Raw genomic sequence first — 16,410 nt, 5'->3', positions numbered from 1 at the left:
GGAGAATGACTATTTGGCACGCTTGACCTCCTCGTACTGGCCGACAACAACAGCTGCCTGGTTCTGGAGGCTCTCAGAGGGGCGCTTGCCGTACTTCCAGTAGTTGCTGTGTCCCTCTGTGTCGGTGCTCATCTGATTGGCGCCGAAGAGATCATCGCTAGGAATGATGCCGATACCGCCTCGGTATTTCCATTGGCTTCCGCCGTGGCCCCATCGGCCCAGCTCCGGCACAGGGTCGCCGTCGGCGTCTTCATTCCATACATGCCCCCGCGGGACGTCCAGGTCTGTGGCTTTGCCAACCTGGACACCTGGGCTTCCCGCGAACACCACGTCGTCGGCATTGAGATTGCCCTGACGGGCAGCGGAGCCAATCAATGTGGTGCCGTAGGAGTGGCCGATCGCAGTGAGGTGGTTGCGTGATTCTGGATCGTGTGAAGTCTTGAGCCCGTCAATGAAACTATTGAATGCTGGTGCACCATCATCTGCGAAATGACTTTGAGGCGAATCCCTGACCAGCTTCTGTGGTGCGTCGTAGCCGAGCCATGTGATAGTTGAGACCTTCTGATCACCGGCCATCGGCTCTGTGGCTCGCCAGAGATCGGTCATACGCTTGATGTCGCCCTCGATCCCGCTGAGGTTCGATGTCGTACCCGGAACGTAGACAGCGGTGTGGTTGGCCGTATCGGGGTTGCCGTTGGCGATGATCGCGCGCCCGGTGCCCTCCGGACTGAAGCCCAGCAAGTAAGTCTCGGGGAGGCCGTCTTTGGCAGTGGAGTCGAGCCGATTCTGTATGGCATCCATTCCCTTGAGGGCCGCCCTCACCTCTTCAGCGTGGTACTTGTTGTTCCAGGCCATCCACTCGTCACTCTGCACCATGCTGGCGTAAGGTCCACCGACGGATACCCACTGGGGCCAGGGCTCCGGCGGCATCGCGTCGAGCCGAGTCTGGTACGTGGCCCGTGTCCCCGTGAAGACGGTCCTATTGGCCTCGTTGCGAACGTCGGAGGGGATGCCGTCCAACGCCCCGATGCTCGCCGGGAACAGAGCGGTGTAGTCGGCTCTCTCGTCCACAGAGAGACCCTTCCACCACTTAGCGTTCTCCGCTGGAGACTTACCCTTTGGAATGTCGTTGCGCTGTAGATACTTTCCAGCGGACTTTCGCAGTGCGCTCATATCGTTCTGAACGTCTGCCCAGTCCGAATCGGTCACATTGAGATTGTTGTTTGCCTTGAGCCGGTCGAGCGTCTGTGAGTAGTGGACGTCGGCTTCGTTGGCATCCGTGATTGCGGCGGCGATCCTGTCGGCATAGCCTTGGGCTTTTACTCGTTGTGGATCTGTGTTCAGAACCACTCTCGGGCCGTCTGCCGTTGTGCTCTGCTCGGGGTTGAGGGGCATCAACTCAGGCTGGAATACCCAGTGGACCGAGCCGTCCGGCTTAACGGTGAACTTCTCTGCTTCGGCGTCCGCTATGGCCTCGTTCAGTTTCTTCTTCGCGGCGCGCAGCTCTGAAGCCAGTCCGTTCAATGCCGCATGTATCAGGCCGCTCTCTATTTGAACGTAGTGGAAGTTGCGGCTCAGCCGCCGCAGTCGTTCCAACGCAGCGTCCCGTCCCGCACCCGCCAGGCCGTGCTGCAGTTTGGCTACGATATCCTTTCCCACTCGATCCTTCGCCTCGCTGGCAGCGCTACTGACCCTGTGCCAACCCTCTGCGGCCTCTTCAAAATCTAAGGGATTCAAATTGCGCAGCTGGGAAAAACTCACCATCAGGACTCACCTCTTCCTTCAGAGGAGTTGCCGTTGCCCGCTCCGCTCTTGGGCGTGGTCTTCTGCTCTTGGAAGGCGTCCTTGATGGCCTCATCGGTCTTGTAAAAGGCGTTACCGGACTTCTGCAGTTTATCTTTGAGTTCCTCGCATTCACGGCTCACGAGGTCGAGGCGCTGTTGCCACGACTGAAAGACGCTGAGCTGTGATGCGCCGCTTCGCAGGCCATCGACTCCGCTGCTGCCGCTCACGACCCCGTCCTGCTTGGTCTCTAGGTCCCTCAGTGCAGCTTTGAGGTTCACGTGTACCGATCCGACGGCTTGGGAACCCTGGCTCCACACCTGCGGAGACGAGCGAAGATCGCCTTGCCCGCCTCCGGAGCTCCAGCCCTCCCCACCGGTGCCGGCCAGGTTCATGCGGACCGAGGTCTCACCTTTGAGCTCGGCCCACTCTTCCTCGAACGTCACTCCGCCCCCTGCCAAACCATATGCTTGTCGCTGTCACGCGCGCGTGCGACGGTAGCAGCCATGCAGGCGCCCGTACGTGAGTACGTGTACTCAAATGCTGGCGGAACCTGCCGGCGGTAGTTCTTCACGCGACTGTGACCAAGCCCGCGCGCGCCAGCTCACCCTGAAATGCCAGGCGTTCCGCCCACTGGCCCGTCGGGAAGGATTCTGTAGTCGATCGTAACGAGCGGGTTGGGGTTCCTCGCATGCCGTATGAGGATCCCCAACCCACTTATTGCAATCGACAGTTACTGGCTGTTGTCCGCCGGGGCGGAAGCGGCCAGCCGGAACATCCGGGGCCTGTCACTCACCTGCTCGACGGTTCCCTGACTGGCCAGCTTGTCGAGCGAGTTCGCGATAGCTCCCGACGACCGCCCGATGATGCGACTGATCTTGGTGGCCGTGAACGCCTCGTCGGGGTGTGCCTGGAGGTGGTCGATGACCATGTGCCGGAGTGCTCCAGGTGCGAGTCGCCGCTTCGCGCTCGGCAGGGTGATTGCGTCTGCTGGTTTTGTGGACGGTTCGCTGGCCGCCTGCGGTGCAGGGGCCTTGTCGTCGCCATCGTCGCTCTTGTCATGCTCGGCGTTCTGACCAAGTTCGCGCGGGGCTACAGCGGTCTCCTGCCTTGTGGTCGGATTCGTACCCTCGGTGTCAGGCGCGGGCTGGGTGTTGTCAGGATCTGGTTGGTCGGCTGCGGCTGCGGCTGAGGTTGTGTCGTGGGTGGGGTCGGCGTGCGGGGCTGGGTCCGGTGCGTCCGGCTGAGTCTCGCTGTCGACGCTCTGTGTGGTGAGGGCGACGGAGCCGGCGTTGTCCACCGAGGATTCGCTGTTGCCTGTTTCGTTGCCTACGGGCTCCGGGGCGTCGGTAGCCGAGAGTGCTGGGGTGTTGGTGGTGGAAGGGGTCGATTCGTTGTTGCCGGGGCTGTGGCTGTTTCCGTCGCTGCTGATGGCCTTGTCGTTGGGCGCGAGTCGCCAGAGGTCGGGGGTGCGGCGGGGGCCGTCGTGGCCGCCAGGGGTGCGGGCGGCGAGGCCGCGCTTTTCCAGGATGGTCAGGGCCCTTCCGGCGGTGGAGTGGCCGATGCCGGCGGCGAGGGCGAGTTCGGTGACGGTGGCAGGTTCGGTGAGGGAGGTCAGTTCGGTGTAGATCGCGGCGTGTGAGCCGGTCAGGTCGGTCAGTGGTGCGGGGGCGGTTGTGGGGTGCGGGGTGTGTGGAGTGTCGAGGGTGGTTTCGGACATGTGGGGATTCCTCGATTCCGGACGTGTTGCGGATGGGTGAGGTCCCCGGCCGGGGCGGCCCGCATGTGCGGCCGTAGGTGTTCGTCGGCGCGTGCGCATCGCGTCTTCCGGCGAACTTGACGGCGATGAGAGCGAGTTCACGGATTCGGAACTCGCGGTCATCGTCGGCCACGACCATGGACGCTCGAACCAGCGGGGAAGTCAAGCGACGTTGGGGAGCGGTTTCTCCAGATCGGGCCTGGTCAGAGGAGGTGTTGCGGTCGGTGGAGGGGCGGTTCTTGGGAGCGATCGGGTGCTGGTCCCGATCGGGACGAGCTGTCTGGCGTTGGGTCGGGCAAGGGCTTCTGACCGGTGCCGGGACGGAGTGGATCGGTCGGGGTCAGCCGATCGGGGGTGGGTGGTCGGTGTGGCGGGCTTGGAGCTGGTTGTGGAGCTGGCTGGCGCGTTCGGGGCCGATGTGTAGTTCGGTGCGCAGCCGCCAGATGCTTGCCGGCTTGCCGGTGGTGCCCCGGACGGCATTGTCAAGGGCAATGGCGTGCGGCCACATGTCGGCGTCTGCCACCCCGGAGCCGGTCGGCTGGCGATCGGGGGTGGGATTCTGGTCATGGGGCGTGTTGTCTGCCGTGTCGGGCCGGGCCTGCCGCGCGATTGCGGTGCTGGGGGAGTTGGTGCCCGGTGGGCTGCGATCGGGTTCGTTCGTCGGTCGAGGATTGTCCGGATCTGGGGAGGCCGATCGGGAGGCGGGGGCAGCGGTCGGATCTGGGGAGCTGATGCGGTCGAGCAGATCGGTGATGGTGCGGCGATAGGCGGCGATCGTTTCGGTGAGGGCGATCAGGAGGAGAGCTGGGGTGAGGTGGAGGAGGACGGCTGCTGGGTCGGCGTAGTGGGGCCAGCCGATGTGTCCGTCTGGCCAGAGGCTTTGCCAGGTGTTCATGAGGGCGGCGGTGGAGCCGGCGCTCCAGCGGAGGGTGGTGGACCAGGCGGGTGGGGTGATGCCCCAGGCGGCCAGGCGTGCGTCGACGTAGAGGACTCCGGCGAGTGCGGTGCCGATTATGGGGTCGAGGAGGACGGCGATGGGGAGGGGGACATCGCGGCTGGTGGCGAATCGGGTGACGTTGATGGTGGTGAAGACCAGGGCCAGGACACCGACGATGCACAGGACGCGGGTCATGGAGCGGAGGAGGTGGACGGCTTCGCGGGCTTCGATCTGCTTCACCGGGAACGGCCCCCTGCTCGCGCAGCGGGCCTGGTTGCACCTTGGAAGGCAAGGGCCTTGGTGCGCGCGGGCCGTTGCCGGACGACCGCGTCGGGGTGAGGAGCGTCGATCGCTTCACCACTGCCGGTGTAGAGCTTTACGTGGGTGATGTGGCGGGGGCTGGTGCCGAAGAACAGCAGGTCGCCTGGTGCGAATGGCGATCCTTTCGGCAGGCGGGGGTCGGCGTTGTACTGGGCTTGTGCGACGCGGGGGAGGCGGATGCCTGTGGCTTCGTAGGCGGACTGGGTGAGCCCGGAGCAGTCGAAGCCGCCGTCGGAGGGGCCGTTCCCACCCCAGACGTATGGGGTTCCGAGCTGGCTGCGGGCGAACGCAACCGCCTTGGCAGCTACCCCTGTTGGACCGGTTGTGGCAGTCGTGTATCTGCGAGCGGTGGTGAGGACCGCGGTGACGTAGGCGTGGGAGTGGTTGTAGGCGAAGATCGCTGTCTGGAGGTTCTTGCCTCCTTGGGCGCCGTTGGCGCATAGCAACCTGGCTGCGGCGTATACAGCGTCGATCGGGTCCCAGGGGGTGGGGGGCTTCTTGCCTCCGGGCGGTACGGGTCGCGCGTATGTCATGAAGGTGGATGGCAGGAATTGCATCGGTCCCACGGCGCCGGCGGTGGAGATCATGGTGGGGTGGCGGGCGTGGTTGGTCTCGGTCTTGCCGATTGCGGCGAGGACGGTCCAGGACAGGCCGGGGCACGTGAGCGCGGCGCGCTGGTAGAGGGCGAGTATGCGGGGCGGGATGTCGTTCAGGGCGTGTGCGCTCGGGGACGTTGGCGTGCTGCTGCTTGCCGAGAGTCCGCCGAGTGCTGCGGCGATGGTGAGGGCGGCGAGCAGCGGTAGGGCCAGGACTGTGCATCCGATGCCGATGATCGCTTTTGTCAGCAGGGAGCTCACCATTCGGCCTTGGGGGCGGTGGGTGGTAGCGGGGGGACGGGGCGGGTGAGGGGGGTGTCGGCGTCGGTCGGTGCCAGGCCGGAGGCGGGGCTGAGGGCGAGCCAGTGGGCGGCGAGATGGGCAAGGGTGGTGCGGTGGGCGCCGGGCTGGAGTGGTGCCCACCAGGAGCCCCATGGCTCGGTGGTGGTGAAATCCGCCGATGAGGTCGCCACGTTCAGGCCCAGCTCGCGTGCGGTAGTGACCAGGCGCTGCCGCATGGCTTGGTCACGGGACTGAGTACGGGTGTGGATGAGCAGGGCTGGGCGGGTGTTGGTGGCGGTGGTGAAGGCGGCGTAGCCGGAGAGCTTGGCTTCGACGCGGGCGAGGGGTTGGCTGCCGGTGTCGTATTCGAGGAAGAACGGCAGGAGGTGGTCGCCGTCGCGGTAGTGGGCGTAGGCGTCGGGGCGGATGATGTCGCCCCAGCGGCGGGCTGCGGAGGGTTCGGAGAGCCAGAGCGTGAGGCCGGCTGTGGGGGTGGTGTGGGTGTGGGCGGCGAGGTGGCTGAGGAGGTCGTTGACGCCGAGGTCGTGGCCGAGGGAGGGGGAGTAGGCGATGCGGCCGGTGTGGGTGGGGCGCCAGCCGAGGGCTGCGGTGTCGAGTCCGGCGTGGGCGGCAAGGAGGGCGGCGCCGGCGGGGCCGAGGGTGTAGTGCTCGGGGGCGGAGCCGGTCTGGGTAAGGGGGCGGAAGGAGTCGAGGACCGTGTGGTGGTGGAGGGCGCGTAGGCGGCGCTGGGCGGAGCGGAGTGAGGTGTAGGCGAGGCGGGTGATCTGGCGTGTGGTCAGTACGCGGTGTTCGTGGAGCATGCGGGCCAGCCACAGGTCGCGGGTGGTGAGGCGGCGGGCGAGGGCGGCGATGTCGATGTGTTGGGTGGGGCGGCGGGTGGTGGCGGCGCGGGCGGTGTAGCGGGAGCCGGGGCCGGAGGCGGGGCGGGGGAGTGCGGGCATGGCGGTTCACCTTCGGGTGGGGGCGAAGGGCTGGTGAGGTGGTTGTTCAGGGGCGGGTGGCTTGTCGTGGGCCAGTGCGGGAGGCGGCGGCCGTTCGCAGATCTTTGGCGCGGCCGGGGACGGCGGGTGGCAGGGGGCGGGTGGTGAGGGTGAAGGCGGTGGATTCCGCACCGTTGGTCAGGAGGTGGGCGGCGGCCTGGTAAGGGCCTAGGTGGGCGAGGTCGTGGGCGGCGAGTGTCGGGAGGGTGTGGCGCTCCAGCGCGCCGGAGTCCTCTGGAGAGGCGTTGAAGAAGACCTTGTTTCGGGCGTTGGCGGAGATGCCTTCACGCAGGTCGCGGGGGAGCTGGGCGAGGTGCTGGTGAGCCAGAAGCATGGACAGGCGGTAGCCACGGGCTTCGGCGAGCATGTCCTCCAACGGGTAGGGCAAGTTCAGGAAGTTGTGTGCCTCGTCGATGCTGAGGGTGGCGTCGATCCGCTCACGTTCGGGGGTGCGGGCGCGGGCTGCGGCGGCTTGCCAGGTGCCGGCGACGATGAAGGAGCCGAGCAGGCGGGCGGTCTCTTCGCCGAGGGCGCCTTTGGGGAGGCGGGCGAGGAGGATGCCGCCGTTGAGTACGTCGGTGAGGTCGAAGGTGGAGGGGCCGGCGGCGATGGAGCGGCGGGCGAAGTCGCGTAGCAGGAAGGCGCGGAGCTTGTTCATGACCGGGCCGACCACGGCGGCGCGGGAGGGTTCGGACATCGACTCGTACCAGGTCCAGAAGCCTCGTAGTACGGGGTCTTTGAGGGCGGGGATGATGCGCAGGCGGTAGGCGGCCTCGCCCAGGAGGCGGGGGACGTCGGTGAGGGTGACCGGTTGGCCGGTGCGGTCCCGGTGTTTGAGGAGGGTCAGGCAGGCGGCGCGCATGAGGTCGTCGGTGCGGGGTCCCCAGAAGGCGGTGAAGATCCGGCGGAAGATGCCGGTGATGTTGTCGACGACGACGTCGATGTCCGTGCCGTCCAGGACGTTCAGGCACGGGGGCGTGTGGGCGTCGTCGGGGTCGATGAGGATGAGGCGGTCGGCGCAGGTGTCGGGGAGGCGGTCCAACAGGTCGGTGACCAGGTCGCCTTTGGGGTCGATGACGATGACGCCGCGGTGGTGGCGGACGTCGTCGAGGACGAGGTTGGCGATGAGGGTGGACTTGCCGGAGCCGGTGGCGCCCATGACGTGGAGGTGGTGGCGGGCGTCGGCGACGGCGAGACCTACGCCGCGGCGGACGCCGGTATCGGAGCGGCCCAGGGGTTTGATGCCGTTTCCGGGGGAGGGGTTGGGGATCTGGGGTGGTGGGAGGACGGAGCGGGCGCCGGCCCGTCGCAGGCCGGGGGCGTCTGCGTCGTAGGGGAGGTGGGCGACGGCGGCGAGTTCGGGCACCGAGAGCAGCGCCGGGCGGGAAGAGGGGAACTGTCGGGCGGTGAGGTGGGGTTCGGGGCGGCGGAGGCGGGCGCGGACGAGGTAGTTGCGGTCGGCGTACAGGCCGAAGGCGGAGGCGATCGCGTGGGCCCGGCCGCGGGCCACATCCTGGGCTCGTTCTGCCTTGGGTGAGCAGGTGGCGGTGTAGGTGAGGGTGCACTGCCACTGGGCGCCGGATTGCTTGGCGACCATCTGTCGTACGGCGGTGCTGTGGTCGGGGTCCTGCTTGCCGGTGGCGGTGGGTTGGGCTCGGTGGAGGAGGAGTGCGGTCAGGGCTGGGAGACGGGTGGGGGCGTGCCCGGCCTTGAGTCGTCTTGCCTGGCGGCGGGCGCGGCGCAGGGCGTGGCCGGTGGCGGGGCGGGCCAGGACCTGTACGCAGGCCGATTCATGGTCGGCCATGCCGGTGGCGGCCTGAAGGAGAGCGCGCAGTGGGTCGGCGGGGTGGTCGGTGCGTAGCGGCAGGACGTCGAGGCGGGCCGGCCGCAGACGGCCGGCGGTTGTAGCGGCGGTGTCTGTGTCCGGGAGGAGGGGGATGGGTTCGGTGACGCGGGTGTGGGCGCCGGGCCAAGCGGCTTCGACGGCGCCGCGTACCAGTCCAATCGGGACTGTGCCCGGGACCCACATACGGATGTGCAAGCCCGTGTGTGACCAGTTGTATTCGAAGGCGAGGTGGGGCTGGCCGGTGGTGATGCGGCGCCACCATGGGCGCAGTAGCCCGGCGAGTTGGGCCCAGAGAACTTCACCCCCCTTGGGGGCGACGTGGGGCGGCGCGAGGATTTCTACGCTGCGAGCGCCATCGATGAGGCGCTGGTGGCGTGAATGCAGCAGACGGCGCCGGGCTGCGTACCCGCATGTTGTGGACGCGAGAACGGCGGGGATCAGAACGGGCGCGGCCCCGATGCACCAGTCGAGGATGGCTTGGAAAGCGGTGGGGACGAACGTTTCGGGGTGGGTGAGGAAGTCCACCAAGGGTCCGTCGGGTTGGGCGACGGCCAGCGCCACGGCCCCGGTCACAGTGGCCACCTCATTTCGCCGTCGTCGCAGGTGGTGTCGCCTGCACAGCCATCGGCGTAGCGGGATTCCTCACCTTCTGGGGCTGTGCTGCTGCCAGCTCGCTGGGGTTGGTGGTGATCACCTCGTGTTCGCCGGGTGCGGCGACGCTGATCAGGGCGACCTTGTGGCGGCGGTCGCCGGTCAGCAGCAGGGCCTCGCCGCGTGCCGCGGAGAGGAGGAACTCCCGCTCGCCGTGGCAGAGGTGGAAGTTTTCGCTGATGACGTCGATGGCTTGTGGGGCCTGGCGGAGCAGGATCTGGGTGGCGGCGTTGGAGACGATGGCGCGGCCCAGCGGGGAGGCGAGGACGTCGTCGGCGTCTTGGGTGACCACTGCGAGGCCGGTCCAGTACTTGCGGGCGGCTTTGGCCATGCGGAACAGGAACCGGGCGCCGGCTCCGTCGCGCATCAGCAGCCATGCCTCGTCGTCCACGACCAGGTGCCGACCGGGGCGGGTGCGGGAGGTGACCTGGCGCCAGATGGCGTCCAGGGCGAGCAGCATGGCGGGGGCCTTGACCTCTTCCGGGAGCTGGCGGAGGGCGAAGACCACCAGGTGGCCGGTGGTGGCTGCGGTGCTGGGCCCGTTGAGCAGGTGGGCGTGTGAGCCGGTGGTGTAGGGGGTGAGCCGGTCGGCGAGATCGGTTGCCGTCTCGTTTCCGTCCTCGGCCAGAACGGTGGTGAGGTCGGTGAGGGTGGGTGGGGTGCGGGTCCAGGTGCGAACGTCGGTGGTGATCCCGGCACGGGCGTAGGCGGTGAGGATGGCCCGGTCGAGGACCGCTTTCTCTGCTGCGGTCAGGTCGCTCCCCAGTAGGACGGCGAGGAAGGTGTGCAGGAACAGCACCCGTCGCGTCAGGACGTCTTCCCCCTCGTCCGCTGTTGGTAGGTCGAAGGGGTTGAGGCGTACCCCGTCGGCGCCGAGCGCGATGATGTTGCCGCCGACGGTTTCGGCGAGGCGGACGTACTCGTCCTCCGGATCGATCACCGAGGCGGTGACGCCCGTGAACAGCAGGCGGAGCAGTTCGAGTTTGGCGAGGTAGGACTTGCCGGCACCGGAGCGGGCCAGGGTGATGGAGTTGTAGTTGTCCTGCGCGAAGCGGTCCCAGACGACGGGCGCTCCGGAGACGGTGTTCAGCCCGTAGAGCACTCCCGATGCCGCGCCATCCTTGCCCGTGGTGAGCGGTAGGTCGGGGCTGGCGAAGGGGAAGCATGCGGCGAGCGCCGCGGTGTCGAAGGTGCGGCGGATCTTGAGGGTGTCGAGGCCCAGCGGCAGGGTGGCCAGCCAGCTCGGCAGCGCCCGGTAGGTGGTCGGCGCGACCGTCATCAGAAGTGACTCGGCGATGGCGCGGACGGCGGCGGCCTGTTCGGCGAGGGTGTCCTCGTCCGGTGCGTGCATGGTGAGGTACAGGGCGACGTGGAAGAGTTTTCCTTCGCCGCGGGCGATGCGGTAGGCGAGTTCAGCGGCGTCCGCAGCAGCGGCCTCCACCTCGGGGTCGTCGAGGTGGCCCTTGTCGAAGCCGGTGCGGCGGCCGGATTCGAGGCGGGCGCGCTGCTTCTTCAGTCCGGCGGCGGCCACCGGGTTGGGGACAGGCTCAATGTGCAGGGCGATGTCGAGGTGGCCTGGGAAGTTCAGGAGCGGCGCGAGCCAGCCGGGGGTGACCTCCGCCGGATAGCCGGTGACCACGAGGGTGGTGGCCAGGTGGGCGCCGATGGCCAGGGCTCGGGCATGCACCTCGATGGCCTCTGGCCCGGTAGCGTCGAGCAATGCCGCACTGTCGATGGCCGGGGCTGGGGTTGGGCGGCGACGGCGGCCGAGGAGACATCGAGTCATGTGAGGTCACCTTCCGATGCGCCGATGTGCGGGGTGGGTGTTTCGGGGTTGCAGGCCGCGTGCACCAGACGGGCGCTGCGCGGGCCGTCCAGGGGCGTGACGGTGATCTCGGCTGGTGCCAGGGTGCGGGCGGCCTCGTCAAGGCGCTGGAGCGCCCGCCCCGTGCCCGCATTCCGCATCACGCTGGGCATGGGGGATTCTTCGCGGGCGACCAGCAGGATCTGCCGGCCGAGCAGGTTGCCGCTCGCGGCGAGGTCGGCGAGGAAGTCTGCGTGCGCGAGGGCGGCCGCTTCGAGTGCTGGGTGCGGAAGGGCTGCCGCGTTGTGTTGCAAGGTGTCGGCCAGAGGGGTGAGGTCGATGCGGTGGGAGCGCACCAGCAACTGGGTTGGTCCGGTGAGGGAGTTGAGCCAGCGGGCGAACGCAGCGGTCAGCCCTTGTTGTTCGGCCACCGACCGCAGCTCGAAGTTGACGGGGGAACACGTCGCCATGGCAGCGCTCCCCTCGCTGCCCAGGTCGAGCACCCCTTCCGGGACGATGCCGTCATAGGGCATGCGCATGGCGGCCGGGGGCGGACCTGCGGCTTTGGTCCAGCGGGCGGGAACGATGGTTGGCAGTGGAGGCACGCCTTCGGGGGCATGCACCCGGCGCTTAGGCGTGCGGGCATGGGCGAGCACGGCGAGCAGGAATCGGTCCAGACCGATGCCTTCCCGGTGGCCGAGCGCGAGCGCCGCCACGGCTCCGGCAATGGGAGCGGCCAGGACCACGTAGACGAGCGGTGCCATGAAGGGGCGCGTTGCCCACCAGCCCCCGTACAGCACGGCGGCTGCGGCGGCGAGGATGGCGGTCTGCCGGGCAGTGAAGGGGCCTAGGAGGCGGTCTGGGCGGGAGATATCTGCGGGGATACGCGTGGTGTATGGGGCGTCGGTCGGGGCGTCGGGTGCTGCCATGAGACTTAACTCCGGGGTAGTTCGAGGGGTAGCCGCAGTTGCATGGGCTGCGGCGGGTGCCGGCGTACGTGTGCGGCGGGATTACGCAGGGGAAGCTGGGGAAGCTGTCGTGCACCTGGTGCTGGCGAGGGGAAGGCCGGCCGCGATGTGGCTGGCCGGATAGGGGAGTTGGGCGTTGGGGTGGTGGTCCGTTCGGCGCGGATCGGCAGTGACGCCTGCGTGGGTCGGGGCGCTCGGGCCGGGATGCGCTCCGCGGTGACGGGGAGGGCGAGTTGCCGGATCCGGCGGGCCTGGTTGGGATGAAGTACGGAATGGGGACCTGTCGGCGTACGTGTGAGAGGGGCGGCGCGCGGGCCGGGACGTCGAGGAGCCTGGACGCCGGAAGCCGTACCTGCGGGAGCCCTTGAGGTCGTGTTGGCGACGGCGGTCGTCGGGCGCGTCCCGCTGGGCGTCGGGGGTGTGGGTGCCGACCGACCGTCGGCGGCGGATCGCATGTGGGGGTATCCCGGGGAGGAACCGCCGCGCGAAAGAAACGTTCGCCGCCGAGCACCTCCACCGCGCCCAGGTCCGGGGGCAGACGGCCGTACGCCTCCGCTGCCTCCGCCCGGACCGGGACGTCCCCCTCCGCCCGTCGGCCCGCCACGACCTGGGCCGCGTCCCCCTGCGCCGCCTCCACCGGGGCGGCGCCGAAGTAGGCTCATCCCGGGCAGGTAGTGATCCATGAGCCGGTACATCGCCAAGTGCCGGAGCATCCGCACCGCGGCGGGCGCTTGCGGGCTGTGGGCGGGAGTGCCGCGCAGGATGACCTGGAGCGTCCAGCCGGGAATCTTGAACAGCACCCAGAACAGTCCGAGTCCGGCGAGCAGCGTGCCCAGCTGGTCGGACTTCGGGATGCCCAGCGTCGAGGCGGCCGGAGCGAAGAACAGCTTGATGGCGAGGACGAACGTGATCGACTGCGCGACCTGAATAACCAGGCACCCGGCCAAGGCCCGCCACCACAGCCGCGCGATCGGATCGGTCAGCGGGTGGGCATGACAGGCCAGGGCGAGGGGGCCGCAGACGGCCACCAGCGCCAGCACCGCCACCCGCACCATGAAGCCGATCAGCACCGCCAGCACCAGCGCGATCATCATGATCGCCAACAGCAGCAGATACAGCTTCAGCCCGGCCACACCGAAGATGGCGAACGGCAGGACGCGTTCGACCATGCCCTGACCGGCGTCGGCCAGGTCGGTGGCCATGATGGCGTGGGCGAGGGCGTTGGACAGACTGATCGCCTTGCCCATCACCGTCAGCGAGCTGGCGGCCGCGACCATTCCCAACAGCAGCCGCGGCAGGATCTGTTTGAGGGCGTAGCGGGACTGGACGGTCTCGTAGCCCATGACGGTGATGCCGCCCGCGGTCACGAACAGCACGTAGATCCCGACTGTGATCTCCAGCATGGCATTCCACAGCCGTTTGACGTCGGCGTGCTGGGTGACGTCGGGGGTCGCCAGCAGGGTGTCGGCCAGGAACTCCCGGATCGGTTTCATGACCTGTTCGATCAGCGTGCCGAGGAACGAGGTGATCGCATTCACGATCATCGCGGGGAAGTCGGTGAGCACGTCCCAGCCCGAGGAGGTGTCCTTCACACACTCGCGCCCCTCTGCCTCGCACGCTGGGGGAGTAGGACCCGGCTGCGGCTCCGGGGATGCCTGCCGGGAGGGTTGTGAAGGCTTTGGAGACGGAGGGCCTGGCGCGGGTGTCGGGCCGGGCGTGGGGTCAGGTTTCGGCGATGCGGAAGGCGGCTTCGGAGCGGTTGCGGTTGGGCCGGGCGCAGGCTGAGGCTCGGGCTGTGGCGGCTCCGGAGCTGCGGGCGCCGGGGCCGCTGCCGCCGCGGACACCATTCGTGGCGCCGCGTTCGGTGCAGACAGCGCTCCTGCAACGAGCACCGCCAAGACGCACAGTCCGGGCACGATGCGTGCGAGGCGCCTGGCGCGACTCACTCCCCGTCACCGCCGCCGCCACCGACACCAACGATGTGCTGCAACACGGTGACCAGAGCAGGGGCCAGGACCGCCAGCCCGTACCCGATCGCCGCGGCCTTCAAGGCCCGCTTGGCGGAGTCGACTTCACCTGGGTCGCCTCCGGCCATCAGATAACGCAGACCACCGAAGGTCAGAAACAGCGTGGCGAGCCCGGCCAGGATGCCGACGACCCAGTTCCGCAGATTTTTGATCACGGTGGGGATATCCGCGACCGCCCACACACGGGGCGAATTCACCAACAGCACCAGGACAGCGCCCGCCGTGATGAAGGCGAACCGGATTACCCAGCGGCCCATCGGGCGGTTCAGCCGCCGGTGCGGCCGACGAAATGTTGCGAGCATGGCGGACGCACCTCCAGCAGACAGCACACAGCAGGGGAAAGAAGCGGATCGACGAAGTACGACGTGACCAGACGCGTCACGACGGGGCCGTGCTGTGTGGGGCGAACACGGAAACCTGTCCGGGGGCCGTCCTCCTTGAGGCGGTGGGAACAGGGGGCTCGGGTGTCAGCACGAGACGGTGCGCTCACCCCACACAGCAACGACCTGGCAGCAGACCAGGGAAGGCCTGCGCCGGGGACCATCACCGCCGGGTGCGTGGTGTGCATCCGACGGTGACGCTCACTGGTAATAGAGACTCACGGCCCGGAAAATGACATCGCTGGCCACAAAGTCCCCCAAATGCCGCAGGGTTACTGCTCACCCATCTGGTGGCGCAGATAGGCAGCCAGGTGCTCTTCGGCAGCAGCGCGGTGGCGGTAGAGCTGGCGCACGCCCACGCCTCGCTCATCGGCCAGGAGTTGCATCGACTCACCTTCCAGCCGCGTACGGGCGATCAACAGTGCCTCCGCGACACCCACGGCACGGGCACTGACCGCACGAGCCAACACCGCGTACTCGTCCTCCGCCTCACCGCTCCCGACCCCCAGCGGCGTGGCCTGACACGTGGTCCGATCCGTCGACCGGGCGAGACGGCCCAAGTGAGCGGCTTCGTGCCCCGTCTCCCGCTCGACGCGGCGCCGAGCGGCATACACCAGCCGGCTCACCGCCCGGTCGGCCGCCGCGAACAGCTCCCGGGCAACGTCCGCGGCCTCCACATCCACGATGGACAGGGCAGTAGCGACGGCAGCCAGAGCCTCCTGCTCGAGCTCCGCGCGCTCCAGGTGGGCGGGGCAGGCCAGGCGGGCCAGCATCCGGCGCAGCACCGGAACCGTCATCCCAACGGCCACGACGTCCCACGGATCGCCCAGGCGCCGAGCACGGCACACCACCTCACGCCAGGTCCGCTCACGAAGCGCCGGTGAAGTGGCGGCGTGGGCAAGGCGAGAGCGGACCTGGTCGACAGGCAGCACAGACTGCTCCGGCTCCTCACAGACCAGGTGAGCGGGCAGCGTGAGCGGTTGGGCCGCGGTGGCGAGCGCGAGGAAGGACTCCTCCAGCGTCTGGAGCGGCGAGCGGCCGGCCGGACGCGTACACGCAGTGCGCCGGGAGGCGCGGCGGGAGGTGGGGTGGGGGTGCATGTGCAGCTCCTTGCGGGAGTGGCGATCACTGTCGCCGCAAGCCCTCTCAGCGCTCCGCGCCACCCACGGACCGCCCGCGCACCAACACCGGGCGACCGCCGGGCCGCTGGTCCGGCATGTGCGATGGCCCGCCACCTGCCCACCCCACATGACCAGCACCACCGCTGTGGCCTATCGCCCGAGAATCGAACACAAAGAATTTTCGGGCTCTGCCCAAGGAGACCACCACCCCGTCCAGGACTGGCTCGGCTATGGCTCGCCGCTGGCTCATATGGCAGTGAATCGAGAGTGGCTGTGCCATACGTGCTCCGCTCGCCATCTCTGGGCTGGCGACCCGTGCCGGCTTTCTTTCACTCCGTCCAGTGCCATGCCTGTTCGGGGAAGTCGTCGATGATGGATACAACGGTTTCGGCGAGGGCGAGAAGGTCCTCGTAACTCTTGCGCCCGTACGTCCACCCGATGATGCGGTTTCCCTCGATGCGCCAACCGAGCCGGGTGTCGTGCATAAGCCGCTCCAGGGCGTATGTGTTGATGAGCGCCGCGAAGTCGAAATCCTCTGAGTGGCACTGAACCAGGTGGGTGCCGATCTCTTTCAGGTCCCGGAACCAGCCGGGAGTGCGAGGCAGCGCAGGACGCTTTTCCCGCCCCGACGGCGCCAGTCGTCTGCTCGTGAAGGCGGTGGCCGGGAGGGCGCGAGGTAGGGGGAGCACGGCTACGGAGTACAGCCGCGCGACATGTGCCCGGCCGCTGCGCCGCAATGCACGGAGGTGGAACAGGCTCACCTCCCGACCGTCAAGACTGCCCTGCAGCAGGTTACGAAGAGAGAGACCGTCCGGTCCGAGGCTGAACGGGTAGCCGTCATGGTTGAACGCGTTGAGGTAGTCCCGGTCTCTCTTGCGGTAGGTCCAGGCCGGGTCGTCCCGGAAGCGTTTGATGCTTTTGCGAACCTCGAACAC

The 16,410-nt window shown here is 68.2% G+C and carries 13 protein-coding genes; all 13 read right to left on the bottom strand.

From position 1 onward, the window contains the following. Nucleotides 1-9 precede the first annotated feature (9 nt). Nucleotides 10-1,764: an alpha/beta hydrolase gene (locus tag ACFVT2_RS32485; protein WP_390023741.1), complete on the bottom strand. Its 1,755-nt coding sequence runs from the start codon at nucleotides 1,762-1,764 to the stop codon at nucleotides 10-12. After that, nucleotides 1,764-2,228, bottom strand: a complete 465-nt coding sequence (locus ACFVT2_RS32480) for a hypothetical protein (protein WP_390023739.1) — start codon at nucleotides 2,226-2,228, stop codon at nucleotides 1,764-1,766. Before ACFVT2_RS32480 ends, ACFVT2_RS32485 begins: the two co-directional genes overlap by 1 nt. A 287-nt stretch (nucleotides 2,229-2,515) precedes the next feature. Continuing rightward, nucleotides 2,516-3,502 (bottom strand): hypothetical protein, encoded by a 987-nt coding sequence (locus ACFVT2_RS32475; RefSeq protein ID WP_390023737.1) that lies wholly within the window; start codon nucleotides 3,500-3,502, stop codon nucleotides 2,516-2,518. 379 nt (nucleotides 3,503-3,881) lie between these two features. Continuing rightward, complete coding sequence (locus ACFVT2_RS32470) at nucleotides 3,882-4,718, bottom strand: extensin (protein WP_390023735.1); 837 nt, start codon at nucleotides 4,716-4,718, stop codon at nucleotides 3,882-3,884. Next, nucleotides 4,715-5,659, bottom strand: a complete 945-nt coding sequence (locus tag ACFVT2_RS32465; protein WP_390023733.1) for an NlpC/P60 family protein — start codon at nucleotides 5,657-5,659, stop codon at nucleotides 4,715-4,717. The genes ACFVT2_RS32470 and ACFVT2_RS32465 overlap by 4 nt, the downstream gene beginning before the upstream one ends. Then, nucleotides 5,653-6,639 (bottom strand): replication-relaxation family protein, encoded by a 987-nt coding sequence (locus ACFVT2_RS32460; protein ID WP_390023731.1) that lies wholly within the window; start codon nucleotides 6,637-6,639, stop codon nucleotides 5,653-5,655. The genes ACFVT2_RS32465 and ACFVT2_RS32460 overlap by 7 nt, the downstream gene beginning before the upstream one ends. A 46-nt stretch (nucleotides 6,640-6,685) precedes the next feature. Then, nucleotides 6,686-9,097, bottom strand: coding sequence for a type IV secretory system conjugative DNA transfer family protein (locus ACFVT2_RS32455; protein ID WP_390023729.1), 2,412 nt, complete (start codon nucleotides 9,095-9,097; stop codon nucleotides 6,686-6,688). Nucleotides 9,098-9,107: 10 nt separating this feature from the next. After that, entirely contained in the window at nucleotides 9,108-10,961 is a 1,854-nt protein-coding gene (locus tag ACFVT2_RS32450; RefSeq protein ID WP_390023727.1) for a VirB4 family type IV secretion system protein, read from the bottom strand. Then, nucleotides 10,958-11,908 (bottom strand): PrgI family protein, encoded by a 951-nt coding sequence (locus ACFVT2_RS32445; RefSeq protein ID WP_390023725.1) that lies wholly within the window; start codon nucleotides 11,906-11,908, stop codon nucleotides 10,958-10,960. Before ACFVT2_RS32445 ends, ACFVT2_RS32450 begins: the two co-directional genes overlap by 4 nt. Nucleotides 11,909-11,913: 5 nt before the next feature. Continuing rightward, nucleotides 11,914-13,539: a hypothetical protein gene (locus ACFVT2_RS32440; protein ID WP_390023723.1), complete on the bottom strand. Its 1,626-nt coding sequence runs from the start codon at nucleotides 13,537-13,539 to the stop codon at nucleotides 11,914-11,916. Nucleotides 13,540-13,889: 350 nt separating this feature from the next. Further along, entirely contained in the window at nucleotides 13,890-14,276 is a 387-nt protein-coding gene (locus tag ACFVT2_RS32435; RefSeq protein ID WP_390023721.1) for a pilin, read from the bottom strand. Nucleotides 14,277-14,626: 350 nt separating this feature from the next. After that, nucleotides 14,627-15,454, bottom strand: a complete 828-nt coding sequence (locus ACFVT2_RS32430) for a hypothetical protein (RefSeq protein ID WP_390023719.1) — start codon at nucleotides 15,452-15,454, stop codon at nucleotides 14,627-14,629. A 350-nt stretch (nucleotides 15,455-15,804) separates the two neighbouring features. Beyond that, nucleotides 15,805-16,410 (bottom strand): hypothetical protein, encoded by a 606-nt coding sequence (locus ACFVT2_RS32425; RefSeq protein WP_390023717.1) that lies wholly within the window; start codon nucleotides 16,408-16,410, stop codon nucleotides 15,805-15,807.

The organism is Streptomyces sp. NPDC058000 (genome assembly GCF_042886435.1).
Lineage (GTDB): Bacteria > Actinomycetota > Actinomycetes > Streptomycetales > Streptomycetaceae > Streptomyces.
This window is presented reverse-complemented; position numbering and strand designations above follow the sequence as displayed.

Excerpts from the sequence above, each read along its gene's own strand:
- ACFVT2_RS32485 (WP_390023741.1), bottom strand. The coding sequence starts at position 1,764 with ATGGTGAGTTTTTCCCAGCTGCGCAATTTGAATCCCTTAGATTTTGAA.
- ACFVT2_RS32475 (WP_390023737.1), bottom strand. The coding sequence starts at position 3,502 with ATGTCCGAAACCACCCTCGACACTCCACACACCCCGCACCCCACAACC.
- ACFVT2_RS32465 (WP_390023733.1), bottom strand. The coding sequence starts at position 5,659 with ATGGTGAGCTCCCTGCTGACAAAAGCGATCATCGGCATCGGATGCACA.
- ACFVT2_RS32460 (WP_390023731.1), bottom strand. The coding sequence starts at position 6,639 with ATGCCCGCACTCCCCCGCCCCGCCTCCGGCCCCGGCTCCCGCTACACC.
- ACFVT2_RS32450 (WP_390023727.1), bottom strand. The coding sequence starts at position 10,961 with ATGACTCGATGTCTCCTCGGCCGCCGTCGCCGCCCAACCCCAGCCCCG.
- ACFVT2_RS32445 (WP_390023725.1), bottom strand. The coding sequence starts at position 11,908 with ATGGCAGCACCCGACGCCCCGACCGACGCCCCATACACCACGCGTATC.
- ACFVT2_RS32435 (WP_390023721.1), bottom strand. The coding sequence starts at position 14,276 with ATGCTCGCAACATTTCGTCGGCCGCACCGGCGGCTGAACCGCCCGATG.
- ACFVT2_RS32430 (WP_390023719.1), bottom strand. The coding sequence starts at position 15,454 with ATGCACCCCCACCCCACCTCCCGCCGCGCCTCCCGGCGCACTGCGTGT.